Here is a 15264-nt window from a genome sequence, read left to right on the forward strand (position 1 = left end):
CGATCCATGGCGATGTATCAGGGAAATTGCTCGGCAAAACGCTGAAACGCATCCGGCGTGTTGAGATTGCCAAAGGCTTCGGGTTGGTCGCTGAAATCAGCCAGAGCAAGCCGGTGGCTCCGCTGCCAGTCCTCGACCCGGCGTCCGCCCTGGACCAGAAAGCGTTCGAGATCATCAGCGAGCGCGACCGGCATCAGCGCATGGATCGACTGCTGGCGCCGGCCATCCGTGGCCACGGCCAGTTCGGCGTCCTGCTCGATCAATGCGCTGATGAGTCGCGCGGCGAGATCCGACGGCGGCCTTGGGCCATCGCAGGGCAGGGTAAGTATCCAGTCAGTCCGCGCCGCGCGCATCCCGGCCAGGAATCCAGCCAGCGGCCCCTGATAATCCGGCATCGAGTCGGCCACGACCGGATAGCCGAACGCGGCATACTGTTCCAGATGACGGTTGGCGTTGACCAACAATGTGCCGACCTGGGGGGCAAGTGCCGCGAGCGTCCAGGCGATCAACGGCTGCCCGCCGACCTGCATCAGCCCCTTGTCCACACCGCCCAAGCGTCGCGCGCGCCCGCCGGCCAGCACCACACCGGTCAGGGTGTCCCGGAAAAGCGCAGGTGTCTGGGGTTGGTTGGGTATCAAGCCTGTTTCCTTACCTGATAGGTGTCAGGAATCAAAATCGTCGGCGTGCGTTGGCTGGCATCCTTGAACGGATGATCGAGCGTGTAATGCAAACCACGGCTTTCACGCCGACGCAGCGCCGACTGGATGATGAGATCCGCGACCTCCAGCAGATTGCGCAGCTCGATCAGGTCGTTACTGACTCGAAAGTTGCTGTAATACTCGATCACCTCCTGCGCCAGCAGATCAGCGCGGCGCTTGGCGCGCCTGAGTCGCTTGTTGGTGCGCACGATGCCGACATAATCCCACATGAAGCGGCGCAGTTCCTCCCAGTTATGGGTGACGACCACTTCCTCGTCAGGCTCAGTGACGCGGCTCTCGTCCCAGTTCGGCACGTCGGGTGGAGGCGGCACCTCCGGCATCAGCCGGGTGATATCGGCGGCTGCCGCTTCGGAATAGACCAGACATTCCAGCAGCGAATTGCTGGCCATGCGGTTGGCGCCATGCAGACCCGTGTAGGCGGTCTCGCCGCTGGCATAGAGTCCGGGCAGATCGGTGCGCGCCCAGCGATCGACCATGACCCCGCCGCAGGTATAGTGCGCGGCCGGCACCACTGGAATCGGCTCGCGGGTGATGTCGATCCCGAGATCCAGACAGCGCGCGTGAATGGTCGGGAAGTGCTCGACGACGAAATCCGCCGGGCGATGCGAGATGTCGAGATAGACGCATTCGCTGCCGAGACGCTTCATCTCATGATCGATGGCGCGTGCCACGATGTCGCGCGGGGCCAGCTCAGCGCGCGGGTCGAAGCGCGGCATGAAGCGTTCGCCGTCCGGGAGCAACAGACGTGCGCCCTCGCCACGCAGCGCCTCGGTGACGAGGAAGGAGCGGGCCTGCGGGTGGTAGAGACAGGTCGGATGGAACTGCATGAACTCCATGTTGGCCACCCGACAGCCGGCGCGCCAGGCCATGGCGATGCCGTCGCCGGTCGAGACGTCCGGATTGCTGGTGTAGAGATAGACCTTGTTGGCCCCGCCCGTGGCCAGTACCACGAAGCGCGCGAGGAAGGTCTCGACTTGCCCGTTGCCGAGATCGAGGATATAGGCGCCCAGACAGCGATGATCGTCATCGCCCGGCAGATGCCGGGTCGTGATGAGATCGACCGCGATGTGCTGTTCGTAGAGCGTCACATTGGCACGCTCACGCACCTGACCTTCGAGCGTCGTGGCGATCGCGCGTCCGGTGGCATCGGCGGCATGGATCACGCGCCGATGTGTGTGTCCGCCTTCGCGTGTGAGATGATAGCCACTGCTGGCGCCAGGCTCGGTATCGCGGGTGAACTCGACCCCTTGGTCGAGCAGCCAGCGGATGTTGTCCGGGCCGCGCTCGACGACGTGGCGTACCACCTCGCGATCGCACAGCCCGGCGCCCGCTTTGAGCGTATCCTGGACGTGCGACTCGATGGAATCGCCGGCATCGAGGACCGCCGAGATGCCGCCCTGGGCGTAGAGCGTACTGCCCTCGTTCAGCTCTCGCTTGGAAACGACCCCAACGGAAAGATCCGTGCCAAGCCGCAACGCGAGGCTCAGTCCGGCAGCGCCGCTGCCGAGGATCAGGACATCATGGCGGTGACAGGTATCTGACATGGGGCGGACTCGTGATGATTAGTGATTCGCTGTAAGCTCGTCGATTTGGTGATCTGGATCAAGTATCCGTGTTTTATCCTGAAAAATATCGGCCATCCGCGTGCGGGGCCACGAACTTCCTATTCGGTGAATTGTCCATGCCAACGGAGTCCATGGCTGGCGTGTCGGGCGGTGTGCTGCGATGAGCGAACGACAGGCTGACCATGAGCTGGTCGAGCGCGCCCAGTCGGGCGACAAGCGTGCCTTCGACCTGCTGGTGCTCAAGTACCAGCAAAAGGTCTCTAACCTGATCTCGCGCTATGTGCGTGACTCGGCCGAGGTCATGGACGTGACCCAGGAGGCCTTCATCAAGGCGTATCGCGCGCTGCCCGGCTTCCGGGGCGAGAGTGCGTTCTACACCTGGCTCTACCGGATTGCGGTCAACACGGTCAAGAACCACCTGGTCGCCCAGGGCCGGCGACCGCCGGGCGACGACATCGAGGCCGAGGTGGCCGAGCAGATGGATATGGGTGGCCGACTGCGCGAGCACGCGACCCCGGAACGTCATCTGCTGACCGACGAGATCGCGACGACCGTGCAGCACGCACTCGACGACCTGCCGGACGATCTACGCACAGCCATCGTGCTCCGCGAGCTGGAGGGCCTGAGCTACGAGGAGATCGCGACGGCTATGAACTGCCCCATCGGCACCGTCCGATCACGGATCTTCCGGGCGCGCGAGGCCATCGACAAGCGACTCAGGCCGCTCCTCGATGGCTGAACACTCCAGGGCGGAGTCCCTGGGCGTGATCCCGGCCCTGTCGGCTCGCTGGCGAGCCGCGTAATCAGAACCCTCAGCTCAGGCGTGACGATGATGACCGACGAGCATAGACAACGACTCTCCGAATTACAGGATGGCGAGCTGGCGCCGGCGCAGGTGCCGGCCCTGCTGGACGCCATGGCGGCTGATCCCGAGCTGCGCGAGCACTGGGAACGCTACACACTCATTGGCCAGGCGATGCGTGGCGAGGCGATCGATCCAGCCGCGCGCGCCCTGGCCGATCAGGTGAGCCGCGCACTGGCCACTGAGCCGACCATCCTCTGTCCGCGGCGTTTGGGGCGCGTTCCGCGTCGCTGGACGCGCCGCTATACCGGCCTGGCGCTCGCCGCCTCGGTGCTGCTGGTCGCCGTTCTGGCGACACCGGTCTTTTTGAGCGACCCCATCGGTCCGGCGGCGGTCGGCTCGGTCGCCGCCCGCTTGGTCGAGCCGCCAAGCATTCCGCTGCAACGCTGGCATCAGGACCGTCCTGAACTCGCCAGCAAACTCGACCGTTATCTCGTTACCCATCAAGCAACGGCTCCGGCAAACGGGGCCAAGGGACTATTGCCCTATGCGATGCTCGTTGGTTATGAATCGGGTCGTTGACCGACGCTCGGCGTCGTGTTGGCTGACCCTCTGTCTATGCGCCTGCCTGCTTCCGCTCCAGGTTCAGGGTGCTGATACGGCGGAGCACCATGAGCCGACCGTCGAGAATCAGGTCTCGCCGGCCGAGCGGCTCGAGCGTATGTCCGAAGCGGTGCGCTGGCTGAGCTATGAGGGAACCCTGGTCTATCTCCATCAAAATCAGCTCGAAACCCTGAGTCTCGATCATCGCGTCAAGGACGGCGAAGTCGAGGAACGGCTGATCGCGCTCAGCGGACCGATCCGGGCGGTCGCGCGCGGCAAGGACCGTGTCAACTGCGTCCTGACTGACGGTCAGCCGATCTCGGTCGAGCATCAGGGTGGTGGGCGTTTTCTCGACACTGAGGGTATCGACCCCGAGGCGCTGCAAGCCCACTACAGCGTTGAGTATCTGGGGCACGCGCGCATTGCCGGTCGCGAGACGGATGTCGTCGGCATCATCCCCAAGGACGATCTGCGCTATGGCTACCGCTTCCATATCGACCGCGATACCGCGCTGCCGCTTAAGTCCGATTTGATCGACCGCCATCTGGAGCCGCTCGAACAGCTCATGTTCACGTCGATCACGCTCAATGCACCTGCCGCGCCTGAAACCAAACGGGCGGTCCAGTCCGTTCGCTCGGTGCGCGCGGCACCAGCAACCACCCCCAGCAGTCACTGGCGTTTCGAGCCGATGCCGGCCGGATTCGAGTTGGTCATGCAGCACCGGATCGAACAGGCCGATGACAGTCTCGTCGAGCACTTTCTCTTCACTGATCGCCTCTCGTCTTACTCGATCTATATCGAGCCGGCTAGCGAAAACGGACTCGAAGGCGGCGCCAACATCGGTTCAGTCCACGCAGCTGGACGTCGCGTCGCGGATTATCAGATCATCGCTGTCGGCGAGGTGCCCTTGATCACGGTCGAGTCCGCGATCGCCAGCGTCCATCGCGCACCCTCGTCGACTCAGTGAGGCTCTTGATAACATGATCGAAGAACGTGGACAGGTCATCGCCATCGTTGGCGATCAGGTGCGCATCACGGCCGAGCGGCGCAGTGCCTGCGGCCAGTGCAGCGTCAACAATGCTTGCGGAACCTCGCTCCTGGAGCGGGTCTTCGGGCGCCATCCCGTTGAGTTGCTGGCGCGTAACCCAATCGGTGCGCAGGTCGGCGATGAGGTCGTCGTCGGACTCAGCGAGGAGGGGTTTCTGCGCACAGCGGCCGCCGCCTATTTGATGCCAATCCTGGGGTTGATCATCGGGGCTTCGCTCGGTGAGCGATTCGGTGGCGCGCACCCCCAGGCCGCCAGCGTATTAGGCGCACTGGCCGGGTTGGCACTGGCGTTCTGGTGGCTGCGCGGCTACAGTGTGACGTTGGCCCAACGGCCCGAACGTCAACCCGTGATCCTGAGGCGTCTGAATACCCGAGTCTCCGTGACCCTGTCCGACATGCCCTAAGGATTGACCTTTATTCGATCGGAGTTTCCATGCGCCCTACATCCAGACTGTCGCTTACCCTAGCCGTCCTCCTGGTCTGCGGGCTGGTCGTCGGCCCGGCACTCGGGCGGGATCTACCTGATTTCACCCGATTGGTTGCCGAAAACGGACCAGCCGTGGTCAACATTAGCACCAAGCAGTCGTCCTCCATTACCCAACGCCTTCAGCAATATTCAATCCCGAATCTGCCCGAAGGCAGTCCACTGGAGGATTTGTTCCGGCACTTCTTCGGCGAAGAAGGCGCGGTCCCGGACGATAGCTTTCAATCGCGCTCGCTCGGCTCGGGCTTTTTCGTCTCGGCTGATGGCTATGTATTGACCAACTCGCATGTGGTCGAGAGTGCCGAGGAGATCGTCGTGCGCACCAGCGACCGGCGCGAGTTCGTCGCCACGCTGGTCGGCACCGACAAGCGCAGCGACATTGCCTTGCTCAAGGTCGAGGCCGAAGGGCTGCCGGCCGCCCGCATCGGTTCGGGTAAGGATCTCGAGGTCGGGGAATGGGTGCTGGCCATCGGCTCACCCTTCGGTTTCGAGTCCTCGGCTACCGCCGGCATCGTCAGTGCCAAGGGACGCAGTCTGCCGAGCGAGAATTATGTGCCCTTCATCCAGACCGATGTCGCCATCAATCCCGGCAACTCGGGCGGTCCGCTGTTCGATCTCGACGGTCGGGTCGTCGGGGTCAACAGTCAGATCTACAGCCGCACCGGCGGCTTCATGGGGCTGTCGTTCGCCATTCCGATCGAGGTCGCCATGGACGTGGTCGAGCAGCTCAAGACCAAGGGGCGCGTCAGCCGGGGTTGGCTGGGCGTGCTCATCCAGGATGTGACGCGCGAGCTGGCTGAATCCTTCGGGATGCCGCAGCCGCGTGGGGCGCTGGTGGCGCAGGTACTGCCCGACAGTCCGGCGGCGGCAGCGGGTCTGCAACCGGGTGACGTGATCCTGTCCTTCAACGGACGCGATGTGCCGACGTCCAGCAGTCTGCCGCCGCTGGTCGGCGCAACGCCCGTGGGCGAGAGCGCCGGCCTGGTCGTGTTGCGCCGTGGCGAGCGGGTCGAGCTGAGGATTCAGATCCAGGAACTGCCCGAGGAGGATCAAATCGCCGGCGATCCAGGACAGACTGACAAGCCTGCGGCCAATCGTCTGGGTCTGGTCGTGCGCGATCTCACACCCGAGCTGCGCCAGCAACTGGAGGTCGAGCAGGGTGGGGTGCTGATCGAGTCGATCGATCCAGGTCCAGCCGCGTCCGCCGGGCTGAGTGCCGGCGACGTGATCCTGATGCTCGACAATCAGCCAATTGGTAATCTCGCTGATTTCGAGCGAATCCTCACCGCCATTGATCCGGGGCACGCAACGGCCGTGCTGGTGCAGCGTGGCGACACCCGGATGTTCTACGCGCTCAAGCTGCCCAAATCCTGATGTCAGAGACGTGCCGCCGGCCAGTGTGGGCGGCGGCGCGTGATCGGATACGCCAGTACGCTGCACTCTGGTATCATGGCGCGCTGTTTTCCATGCCGTGCCGGACTCGATGTCCCACGCGCCCGCGTGGTCTCACCCGTATTTCCCTCTGGATCATCCCGTTAGGTTTTTGATGACCGAACTCAGTCATATCCGCAATTTCTCGATCATCGCGCACATCGACCACGGAAAGTCGACGATCGCCGATCGTTTCATCCAGATCAGCGGCGCCCTGACCGAGCGCGAAATGTCCAGTCAGGTGCTGGACTCGATGGATATCGAACGCGAGCGCGGTATCACGATCAAGGCCCAGAGCGTCACGCTCAACTATCAAGCGCGCGACGGCCAGACCTATCAGCTCAACTTCATCGATACCCCAGGGCACGTTGACTTTTCCTACGAGGTCTCGCGCTCGCTCGCGGCTTGCGAGGGGGCGCTGCTGGTGGTCGACGCGGCCCAAGGCGTCGAGGCCCAGAGTGTGGCCAACTGCTACACCGCCATCGAGCAGGGTCTGGAGGTGCTGCCGGTCCTGAACAAGATCGACCTGCCCTCGGCCGAACCTGACCGCGTCATCAAGGAAATCGAGGAAATCATCGGTCTGGAGGCCCATGACGCGCTGCGTGTCAGCGCCAAGACTGGCGTCGGCATCCCGGATCTGCTCGAAGCGCTGGTCGAGCGCATCCCGCCGCCCACGGGCGATGTCGCGGCGCCGCTTCAGGCGCTCATCATCGATTCCTGGTTCGACCCCTATGTCGGCGTGGTGTCCTTGGTGCGGGTGATGAACGGTGAGATGCGCCGCCGCGACAAGGTGCTGATCATGTCGACCGGACGCACCCAGCAGATCGACAACGTCGGCGTCTTCACGCCCAAGAAGACCGAGCGCGAGTGTCTGCGCGCGGGCGAGGTCGGCTACATGATCGCCGGCATCAAGGAGATCGACGGCGCGCCGGTTGGCGACACCATCACCCGGCCAGAGCGTCCGGGCAAGAAGCTGCCCGGTTTTAAGGAGATGCGCCCGCGTGTCTTCGCCGGACTCTATACCGTGATCTCCGATGACTACGAGGATCTGCGCGAGGCACTCGGCAAGCTGCGGCTCAACGACGCGGCCCTGAACTATGAGCCTGAAGTCTCACAGGCGCTCGGGTTCGGTTTCCGCTGCGGCTTCCTGGGCATGCTGCACATGGAGATCATCCAGGAGCGGCTGGAGCGCGAGTACAATCTCGACCTCATCACCACCGCCCCGACCGTGGTCTACGAGGTGCTACGCGGTGACGGCGAGACAGTACGCATCGACAACCCGGCGGATCTGCCTGATCCATCCCAGATTCGTGAGGTGCGCGAGCCGATCATCGAGGCCCATATCCTCACGCCCCAGGACTATCTGGGCGCGGTCATCAATCTCTGTATCGAGAAACGCGGCATCCAGAAGAACCTGCAATATCTGGGCGGGCAGGTGCAGATAACCTATGAACTGCCGATGAGCGAGGTGGTGCTCGACTTCTTCGACCGGCTCAAGTCGTGCAGCCGTGGCTTTGCCTCCTTTGAGTACGAGTTCAAGCGCTTTCAGGCCTCGGATCTGGTCAAACTCGATGTGCTCATCAATGGCGACAAGGTCGACTCGCTGTCCTCGATCGTGCATCGCTCCTTGTCGCAGAATCGCGGGCGCGATATCACTGAGCGCATGAAGGATCTGATCCCGCGCCAGATGTTCGAAGTGGCGATTCAGGCCGCGATCGGCTCCAAGATCATCGCCCGCTCCACGGTCAAGGCACTGCGCAAGAACGTCACCGCCAAGTGCTATGGCGGCGACGCCACGCGTAAGCGCAAGTTGCTTGAGAAGCAGAAGGAAGGCAAAAAGCGCATGAAGCAGGTTGGCAAGGTCGACATTCCGCAGGAAGCCTTCCTCGCCGTGCTCCAGAGCGGCAAGGACTGAGATCCGACCCGCGCACTAGGCATCGATCCACAGAGACACGCAGCGACATGACATTCGACTTCCCGGCTTTTCTCGTCCTGGCCTCCTTTCTAACCGGCGGTATCTGGCTACTCGACGCGCTGGTGTTCGCGCCGCGCCGCCGCGCGGCCCTGACCGAAGACGGCCAGCCGATCGCCAAGGAGCCGGTGCTGGTCGAGTATGCGCGCTCCTTCTTTCCGGTCATCTTTGCGGTGCTGGTATTGCGCTCCTTTCTGGTCGAGCCGTTTCGCATCCCGTCGAATTCGATGATGCCGACCCTTTTGACGGGCGACTTCATTCTGGTCAATAAATTCGCCTATGGCCTGCGGCTGCCGGTCCTCAACGTCAAGGTTCTCGACATTGGCGAACCGCAGCACGGCGATGTGGTGGTCTTCAGGTTTCCGCTCGACACCCGCACCGACTACATCAAGCGCGTCGTCGGCGTGCCGGGCGATCTGATCGGCTATCGCAACAAGACGATCTTCATCAACGGCGAGCCTGTGGGTCAGTTACCAATTGGCACCTATACCGGCGTTGGATCTGGGCGTGAAATGACTAATGCACGCGAGGCGCTGGAAAGTCTCGGTGATGTGGAACACCATATCCTCACGCGCCCGGCGGCACCCGATCTGCCGTTTGGGTGCCAGGCGCTGGCGCGTGGCCCAGTCAAGGTGCCCGAGGGGCAGTATTTCGTCATGGGAGACAACCGTGACAACAGCAACGACAGCCGCTGCTGGGGCTTCGTGCCGGAGCAGAACCTGGTCGGCAAGGCGTTCGCGATCTGGATGCATTGGGATGGCGCACGCGATGGCTTCCCGATCGCCTGGTCGCGGCTGTGGGATGGAATCGAATAACCCGTGAGGTTCATACAGATGTCCATGACAACCGGATGCGGTGCGCGTCAACGTGGCGCGGGCTTTCTGCTTCTGATCGTACTCATCGGCCTGGCGTCCTTTTTTGGCACGATCGCGCTCAAGGTCGGACCGCTTTACCTGAATTTCTGGACCGTGCGCTCCATCATGGAGGAATCCGCGCAGCAGCTCAATCCGACTCAGGATGGCGGCGCGCGCGGTATCGTGATGGCCATCGAGAAGCGTCTCTATGTCAACTCGATCGATAACATCAAGGGCAGCGACTTCAGTGTCGAGCGCGTCGACGATCGACGCTTCCAGGTGGGCCTGGAGTATGAGGAGCGCGTGCATCTGTTCTTCAATGTCGATGCGATCGTCTCCTTTAATCATCAGATCGAAGTCGGCTCCGAGTGAACGCTGATCCACGTCGACTTGCCCAAGCACTTGGGCATCGTTTCAATCGTGAAGAACTGCTGACGCAGGCGCTCACGCATCGTAGTGTCGGTTCATCCAACAACGAGCGGCTTGAATTTCTCGGCGATGCCCTGATCGGATTCATCATTGCCGAGGCGCTGTGGGAGCGTTTTCCCAAGGCGGACGAAGGGACGCTGAGTCGCATGCGCGCCTCGCTGGTCAAGCGCGAATCGCTGGCCCGCCTGGCGCGTGATCTCAAGCTCGGTGAGGCACTGCGGCTCGGTGCCGGAGAACTGCGCACCGGCGGATATGCGCGTGACTCGATTCTGGCAGATGCGCTGGAGGCCGTACTCGGGGCGGTTTATCTGGATGCCGGATTCGAGCGCGCGCGCATTGTAGTGCTCGAACTCTTCGCCGCCCGGCTCGAACAGACCGATGCTGAGCGCGCCGGCAAGGATCCCAAGACGCGCTTGCAGGAGTGGCTCCAGTCCTACAAGCGCCCCTTGCCCGAATATCTGGTGCTGTCGATTGACGGCGACCAGCACGACCAGACTTTCATTGTGAGCTGTCAGCTCCAGGATGCCGATGTGACGACACGCGCCACAGGAACCAGCCGCCGCCGGGCCGAGCAGGCGGCGGCCGAATTGATGCTGGAGCAAATCCAGCATGGCTGAGTCGAATCCCGGCGAATCCGTCGCGAGCCGTTGCGGCACTGTGGCTATCATCGGCCGCCCCAATGTCGGCAAATCGACCCTGTTGAACCGCATCCTGGGACAGAAGCTCGCCATCACCTCGCACAAGGCACAGACCACCCGGCACGCGATCCTGGGCATCAAGACTCGCGCCGAGGGGCAAATTCTGTTCGTCGACACGCCCGGCATCCATGAGCGCGGCGGCAGCGCGCTCAATCGCTATCTCAACCGCGCGGCGCGCTCGGCTATCGCTGACACGGATCTGGCCCTGCTGGTCGTCGAGGCCGGACGCTGGAGCGAAGAAGATGCCAAGGCGCTGGAAGCCATCGCCGCCGCTGGCGTGCCTGCCATTGCGGTTGTCAACAAGGTCGACTGGATCGCAGACAAGTCGGCCCTGCTGCCCTATCTCCAGCAACTCGGCGAGCGTCATGCCTTCCGGCATGTCATCCCGGTCTCGGCAGCCAAGGGCGATCAGATCGAGACCCTGGAGTGCCTGATCGTCGAGTCGCTGCCCGAGGGCGAACCGGCCTTTCCCGAGGACCAGATCACCGACCGCTCGGAGCGTTTTTTCGCCGCTGAGCTGGTGCGCGAACAATTGATGCAGCGCTATGGCAAGGAGCTGCCTTATTGCACCACAGTCGAGATCGAGCGCTTTGAGATGGCCGAGGGCCGGTATCTGATCAATGCGCTCATCTGGGTCGAGCGGCCGGGACAGAAGGGCATCATCATCGGTAAGCGCGGCGAGGCACTCAAGGCTGTGGCCACCCAGGCGCGGCTGGAGATGCAGAAGCTCTTCGACTGCCCGGTGCACCTGGAGGTCTGGGTCAAGATCAAGAAGAGCTGGTCCAGCGACGAAGCGGCGCTCTCTACGCTCGGCTATCACGACTGATTTGAGTCGGCGGTGACGATGATGACCCTTGTCTTGATCCTGATCCGCCGCTCTGCCGGTTGCTGACAGCCCGGCGTCAGCCTGTCCATGTCGGCTCGTCACGCTTTGTTTTTGGCCTTCGTGCTCCATCGGCGCGCGCATGGCAACACCAGCCTGTTGCTGGAGATCCTGGGCGCCGGGCAGGGACGGTTCGCGGCCATCGCCAAGGGCGCGCGCCGTCCACGCCAGACGGCAAGCGCGCTTTTGCAGCCCTTCCAGCCACTGTGGCTGGCTATGAGCGGACGCGGCGAGGTCCGGACCTTGACGACGATTGAGGAGGCCGGCGCGGCGATCCCTCTCCAGGGCGCGGCACTGCTTGCCGGCTTCTATCTCAACGAACTGCTGCTACGGATGCTCGCGCGTCACGATCCCCATGATCCGCTGTTCGTCTTCTACCAGTCGACGCTGTCGCGTCTGGCTGAAGATGGCGATCTGGAAAGCCCTCTGCGCTGTTTCGAGCGCCATGTGCTCGCTGAACTCGGCTATGGATTGATGCTCGACCGGGTCGTCGACGATGGCGTGCCGGTCCTCACCGAGGCGAGCTATGTCTATGAGCGCGAGCGCGGTCCACGCTATCCAAGCGATCTTGTATACGGGCCGCGTATCTCGGGCGCGACATTGCTGGCGCTGGCCGACGATCAACCACTCGTTGGCGATCAACGACGCGAGGCGCGCACCCTGTTGCGCTACGTCCTGGAACCCCATCTGGGCACTCGACCGCTCCAGAGTCGCGAACTCTATCGACGCTGGTTCGCGACAGACTCCATTCACGAGAACTAGCTCATGTCATCGCTTTCACAGACCCCATCCGAGATCCTGCTCGGCGTCAACATCGACCATGTCGCCACTGTGCGTCAGGCACGCGGCACTCGCTATCCCGAGCCGATTCAGGCCGCACTGGTGGCCGAACAGGCCGGCGCGGACGCCATTACGCTCCATCTGCGCGAGGACCGGCGTCATATCCAGGATCGCGATGTCGAGACGCTACGCGACATCCTGCAAACGCGCATGAATCTGGAGATGGCCGTCACCCCGGAGATGGGCGACATCGCCTGCCGCCTTCAGCCTGCCGATTGCTGTCTGGTGCCCGAGCGGCGCGAGGAACTGACCACTGAGGGCGGGCTGGATGTTGCCAGCCGTCAGGACGAGATGCGCGCGTTCTGCGCCCGGCTGGCCGAAGCCGGCATTCGTGTCTCGCTCTTCATCGACGCCGATCCGCGCCAGATCGAGGCTGCACACGCCATCGGCGCTCCCGTGATCGAGATCCATACCGGACACTATGCCGATGCCCACAATCCGCTTGCGCGTACTGCGCAGTTAGAGCGCTTGCGCAAAGCGGTCGAGCTAGGGCTGTCGCTGGGACTCCAGGTCAACGCCGGTCATGGACTCGACTATCACAACGTCAAGGCAATCGCGGCGATTCCGGGCGTGCGCGAACTCAACATCGGGCACTCGATCATCGCGCGTGCGCTCTTCTCAGGACTCGACCGGGCGGTACGCGACATGAAGGATGTCATGGAGCGCGCGGCGGCTGGCCGCTGACACGATTGGCATGAGCGGCGGGATGGCGCTTGCGCTCTATACCGGACTCTGGCGTTTGGCGCTACCGCTGGTGCTGGCGCGGCTCTATTGGCGAGGTCGCCAGCAGCCGGCCTATCGGCAGCGTATCGGCGAGCGTCTGGCCTGGGCGAGTGGCGGCGGTAGAGAAGGGCAGGGCCGTGCATCACGGATCGCTATTTGGATTCACGCCGTGTCAGTGGGCGAGGTCCAGGCCGCTGAACCCTTGATCCGGCGTCTGCTGGAAACCGACCCGGCGCGCGCGATCCTGGTGACGACGACTACACCCACAGGCGCCGAGCGTCTGAGGGCGCTCTTCGGCGAGCGTGTCGCGCATCACTATACCCCCTTCGATCTGCCGGGCGTGATGGCGCGCTTTCTCGATCAGATCGAGCCTCGGCTCGTCATCGTCATGGAGACCGAGATCTGGCCGAACATGCTCGCCGTGCTCGAACAGCGCGCCATTCCGGTCGCGCTGGTCAATGCACGGCTATCGGCGCGATCCGCACGCGGCTATGCGCGGTTGTCGAGTCTGACGCGCCAGGCGCTGGGACGCTTTGCGCTTATCGCGGCCCAGGCGCCAGCCGATGCCGAGCGCTTCATCGCTCTGGGCGCACGGCGCGAGCGCGTACAGGTCACGGGCAGTCTCAAGTTCGACGTGGTCCGCGCTGAGGATCTCGCAATAGGCGCTAGGGAGGTGCGTCGTCTGTGGGGGGCCGAGCGTCCGGTTTGGATCGCCGCTAGCACCCATGAGGGCGAGGAGACTCAGATGCTGCGGGCACATCAACGTCTGCTGGCCCACTATCCCGACGCCCTGCTGGTGTTGGTACCACGTCATCCCGAGCGGTTCGAGGCCGTAGCTACGCTCATCGAACGCCAGGGACTGGCCTTTGCGCGACGGAGTCAGGCGCGGGCGGTCGCGTCGAACGAGTCGGTCTATCTCGGCGATAGCATGGGCGAGTTGACGTGCTTTCTGGCGGCCAGCGACCTGGCCTTTATCGGTGGCAGTCTGGTGCCGAGGGGAGGGCACAACCCACTGGAAGCTTCGGTGGCGGGGATCCCGGTCATCCTGGGGCCGCAGACCTTCAACTTCGCCGCGATCGTGCAGAGCCTGCGCGCGGCTGGAGCGGCCGAACAGGTCGAGGATGTCGCGGCGTTGAGCCAGTGTCTGCTCGACCTGTTCGACGACCCCGAGCGTCGTGCTCGCATGGGCCTCCGTGGTCGCGACGTCGTCGAGCGCAATCGAGGCGCGCTGGAGCGTCTGCTTAGTGCGCTCGCACCTTGGCTCGCGGTCGCCACGACATCCGATCGGTCGGCTGAGGCGACCAGTGAGCGCGATTGAGCGATTAGACGCTACTTGAACAGCGACCAAACATCGCGGAACTGCGCATCGGTCGAATCACCCATCCACTCGAAGCCAACCGATTCGGCGCAGACGACCTGAATACCACACTGACGCATCCGCTCGAGCACGTTTTCTTTATAGGCCGTTTTGCGCGAAATGATGGCATCACTCGGCACGAAAACCTGATAGCCCCAGCGTTGCAGCCCGGAGACGGTCTGAGCGATGCAGATATGCGCTTCCATCCCAACGACGATCAGTTGGCGTCGATCCGGATGCGAGGAAATGTTGCGCTCGAATCCGGGCGCGGTGCAGCAGGAGAAGGCCGTTTTCTCGGTCGGCTCGTGCACCATCGGCATGTTGGTGCGGATGGACTCGATGATGGGGCCGAGTCCCTTAGAGTTGTGCTGGGTTGCAATAACCGGGATATCGAGGATTTTGGCGGCCGTAATCAGACGATTGATGTTATCGACGACCTGATCCAGCTCATCCGGCGGCATGGCTGCGGCGAGCCGCTCTTGGGCGTCGATGATGAGAAGCTGTGAAAAGGCCCGTTGGCAGAGCGGCATCTGTGCTTGATGGTTACTCATGGCGCTGTCCTCAGAAGATCGTTGTTTTTAAAATGCTTTAAGGCTGGAAACACCCAAGTGGCGCCAGGTGCCGGGCATCGCGGGATAGAGCGAGAGCGTAGCCGCGCCTTGGGGGTCGACGGAGTTTGCATGATTACCCTTATCTAGAGCAAGGATTGGGTTTTGTAATGCAAATGCTGGATGAGGCTTCGGCGGGGGCTCACCAGTCGAGATCAGGGTGCACCGTGCGCCAGCAATTCTAAATTTGCCCCCGCTTCGCGCCCGCGCGGCGTGCGGGCGGTGGCCGCGCTGGCTCAAGGGCCTCCA

The 15264-nt window shown here is 63.1% G+C and carries 16 protein-coding genes; 13 read left to right on the forward strand and 3 right to left on the reverse strand.

The features are described 5' to 3' along the window. Positions 1-17 precede the first annotated feature (17 nt). On the reverse strand, positions 18-638 hold the full coding sequence (gene mobA / locus GJ668_RS11575) for a molybdenum cofactor guanylyltransferase MobA (protein ID WP_246194811.1): 621 nt from the start codon (positions 636-638) through the stop codon (positions 18-20). Continuing rightward, entirely contained in the window at positions 635-2263 is a 1629-nt protein-coding gene (gene nadB / locus GJ668_RS11580; RefSeq protein ID WP_155450307.1) for an L-aspartate oxidase, read from the reverse strand. Before nadB ends, mobA begins: the two co-directional genes overlap by 4 nt. A 181-nt stretch (positions 2264-2444) precedes the next feature. On the opposite strand from nadB, the gene rpoE reads away from it, so the two are divergent. The 13 genes from rpoE (at position 2445) to waaA (ending at position 14368) form a co-directional block, all read left to right on the forward strand. Next, on the forward strand, positions 2445-3023 hold the full coding sequence (rpoE, locus tag GJ668_RS11585) for an RNA polymerase sigma factor RpoE (protein WP_155450308.1): 579 nt from the start codon (positions 2445-2447) through the stop codon (positions 3021-3023). Positions 3024-3113: 90 nt separating this feature from the next. Next, the gene (locus tag GJ668_RS11590; RefSeq protein ID WP_155450309.1) at positions 3114-3668 is read left to right on the forward strand and encodes a sigma-E factor negative regulatory protein; all 555 of its coding nucleotides are present in this window, start codon (positions 3114-3116) and stop codon (positions 3666-3668) included. Next, on the forward strand, positions 3652-4656 hold the full coding sequence (locus tag GJ668_RS11595; RefSeq protein WP_155450310.1) for a MucB/RseB C-terminal domain-containing protein: 1005 nt from the start codon (positions 3652-3654) through the stop codon (positions 4654-4656). The genes GJ668_RS11590 and GJ668_RS11595 overlap by 17 nt, the downstream gene beginning before the upstream one ends. A gap of 13 nt (positions 4657-4669) precedes the next feature. Beyond that, positions 4670-5140 carry a SoxR reducing system RseC family protein gene (locus GJ668_RS11600; protein ID WP_155450311.1) on the forward strand — a complete coding sequence of 157 codons (471 nt, stop codon included), beginning with the start codon at positions 4670-4672 and terminating at the stop codon, positions 5138-5140. A gap of 29 nt (positions 5141-5169) precedes the next feature. After that, the gene (locus tag GJ668_RS11605; RefSeq protein ID WP_155450312.1) at positions 5170-6594 is read left to right on the forward strand and encodes a DegQ family serine endoprotease; all 1425 of its coding nucleotides are present in this window, start codon (positions 5170-5172) and stop codon (positions 6592-6594) included. A 172-nt stretch (positions 6595-6766) separates the two neighbouring features. Further along, complete coding sequence (gene lepA / locus GJ668_RS11610) at positions 6767-8566, forward strand: translation elongation factor 4 (RefSeq protein ID WP_155450313.1); 1800 nt, start codon at positions 6767-6769, stop codon at positions 8564-8566. 47 nt (positions 8567-8613) lie between these two features. Next, entirely contained in the window at positions 8614-9438 is an 825-nt protein-coding gene (gene lepB, locus GJ668_RS11615) for a signal peptidase I (protein WP_155450314.1), read from the forward strand. Positions 9439-9456: 18 nt separating this feature from the next. Next, positions 9457-9849 carry a DUF4845 domain-containing protein gene (locus GJ668_RS11620; protein WP_155450315.1) on the forward strand — a complete coding sequence of 131 codons (393 nt, stop codon included), beginning with the start codon at positions 9457-9459 and terminating at the stop codon, positions 9847-9849. Continuing rightward, positions 9846-10523, forward strand: a complete 678-nt coding sequence (gene rnc / locus GJ668_RS11625) for a ribonuclease III (RefSeq protein WP_186343057.1) — start codon at positions 9846-9848, stop codon at positions 10521-10523. Before GJ668_RS11620 ends, rnc begins: the two co-directional genes overlap by 4 nt. After that, positions 10516-11430, forward strand: coding sequence for a GTPase Era (era, locus tag GJ668_RS11630; RefSeq protein WP_155450316.1), 915 nt, complete (start codon positions 10516-10518; stop codon positions 11428-11430). The genes rnc and era overlap by 8 nt, the downstream gene beginning before the upstream one ends. Before the next feature lie 87 nt (positions 11431-11517). Next, positions 11518-12249: a DNA repair protein RecO gene (recO, locus tag GJ668_RS11635; protein ID WP_155450317.1), complete on the forward strand. Its 732-nt coding sequence runs from the start codon at positions 11518-11520 to the stop codon at positions 12247-12249. Between the two features lie 3 nt (positions 12250-12252). Next, positions 12253-13011 carry a pyridoxine 5'-phosphate synthase gene (pdxJ, locus tag GJ668_RS11640; protein ID WP_155450318.1) on the forward strand — a complete coding sequence of 253 codons (759 nt, stop codon included), beginning with the start codon at positions 12253-12255 and terminating at the stop codon, positions 13009-13011. Between the two features lie 10 nt (positions 13012-13021). Continuing rightward, on the forward strand, positions 13022-14368 hold the full coding sequence (gene waaA, locus GJ668_RS11645; RefSeq protein ID WP_155450327.1) for a lipid IV(A) 3-deoxy-D-manno-octulosonic acid transferase: 1347 nt from the start codon (positions 13022-13024) through the stop codon (positions 14366-14368). Between the two features lie 11 nt (positions 14369-14379). Here the strand turns inward: waaA and GJ668_RS11650 are convergent, their stop codons facing one another. Continuing rightward, positions 14380-14958, reverse strand: coding sequence for an isochorismatase family protein (locus GJ668_RS11650; protein ID WP_155450319.1), 579 nt, complete (start codon positions 14956-14958; stop codon positions 14380-14382). Between the last annotated feature and the right edge of the window lie 306 nt (positions 14959-15264).

Origin of the sequence: Allochromatium palmeri, from assembly GCF_009720725.1 — a bacterium.
Taxonomy (GTDB): domain Bacteria; phylum Pseudomonadota; class Gammaproteobacteria; order Chromatiales; family Chromatiaceae; genus Thermochromatium; species Thermochromatium palmeri.

Bases quoted from the DNA above. Each gene is read 5' to 3' on its own strand.
- nadB (WP_155450307.1), bottom strand. From the start codon at position 2,263: ATGTCAGATACCTGTCACCGCCATGATGTCCTGATCCTCGGCAGCGGC.
- rpoE (WP_155450308.1), top strand. From the start codon at position 2,445: ATGAGCGAACGACAGGCTGACCATGAGCTGGTCGAGCGCGCCCAGTCG.
- GJ668_RS11590 (WP_155450309.1), top strand. From the start codon at position 3,114: ATGATGACCGACGAGCATAGACAACGACTCTCCGAATTACAGGATGGC.
- GJ668_RS11595 (WP_155450310.1), top strand. From the start codon at position 3,652: ATGAATCGGGTCGTTGACCGACGCTCGGCGTCGTGTTGGCTGACCCTC.
- GJ668_RS11600 (WP_155450311.1), top strand. From the start codon at position 4,670: ATGATCGAAGAACGTGGACAGGTCATCGCCATCGTTGGCGATCAGGTG.
- GJ668_RS11605 (WP_155450312.1), top strand. From the start codon at position 5,170: ATGCGCCCTACATCCAGACTGTCGCTTACCCTAGCCGTCCTCCTGGTC.
- lepA (WP_155450313.1), top strand. From the start codon at position 6,767: ATGACCGAACTCAGTCATATCCGCAATTTCTCGATCATCGCGCACATC.
- lepB (WP_155450314.1), top strand. From the start codon at position 8,614: ATGACATTCGACTTCCCGGCTTTTCTCGTCCTGGCCTCCTTTCTAACC.
- GJ668_RS11620 (WP_155450315.1), top strand. From the start codon at position 9,457: ATGTCCATGACAACCGGATGCGGTGCGCGTCAACGTGGCGCGGGCTTT.
- era (WP_155450316.1), top strand. From the start codon at position 10,516: ATGGCTGAGTCGAATCCCGGCGAATCCGTCGCGAGCCGTTGCGGCACT.
- recO (WP_155450317.1), top strand. From the start codon at position 11,518: ATGTCGGCTCGTCACGCTTTGTTTTTGGCCTTCGTGCTCCATCGGCGC.
- pdxJ (WP_155450318.1), top strand. From the start codon at position 12,253: ATGTCATCGCTTTCACAGACCCCATCCGAGATCCTGCTCGGCGTCAAC.
- waaA (WP_155450327.1), top strand. From the start codon at position 13,022: ATGAGCGGCGGGATGGCGCTTGCGCTCTATACCGGACTCTGGCGTTTG.
- GJ668_RS11650 (WP_155450319.1), bottom strand. From the start codon at position 14,958: ATGAGTAACCATCAAGCACAGATGCCGCTCTGCCAACGGGCCTTTTCA.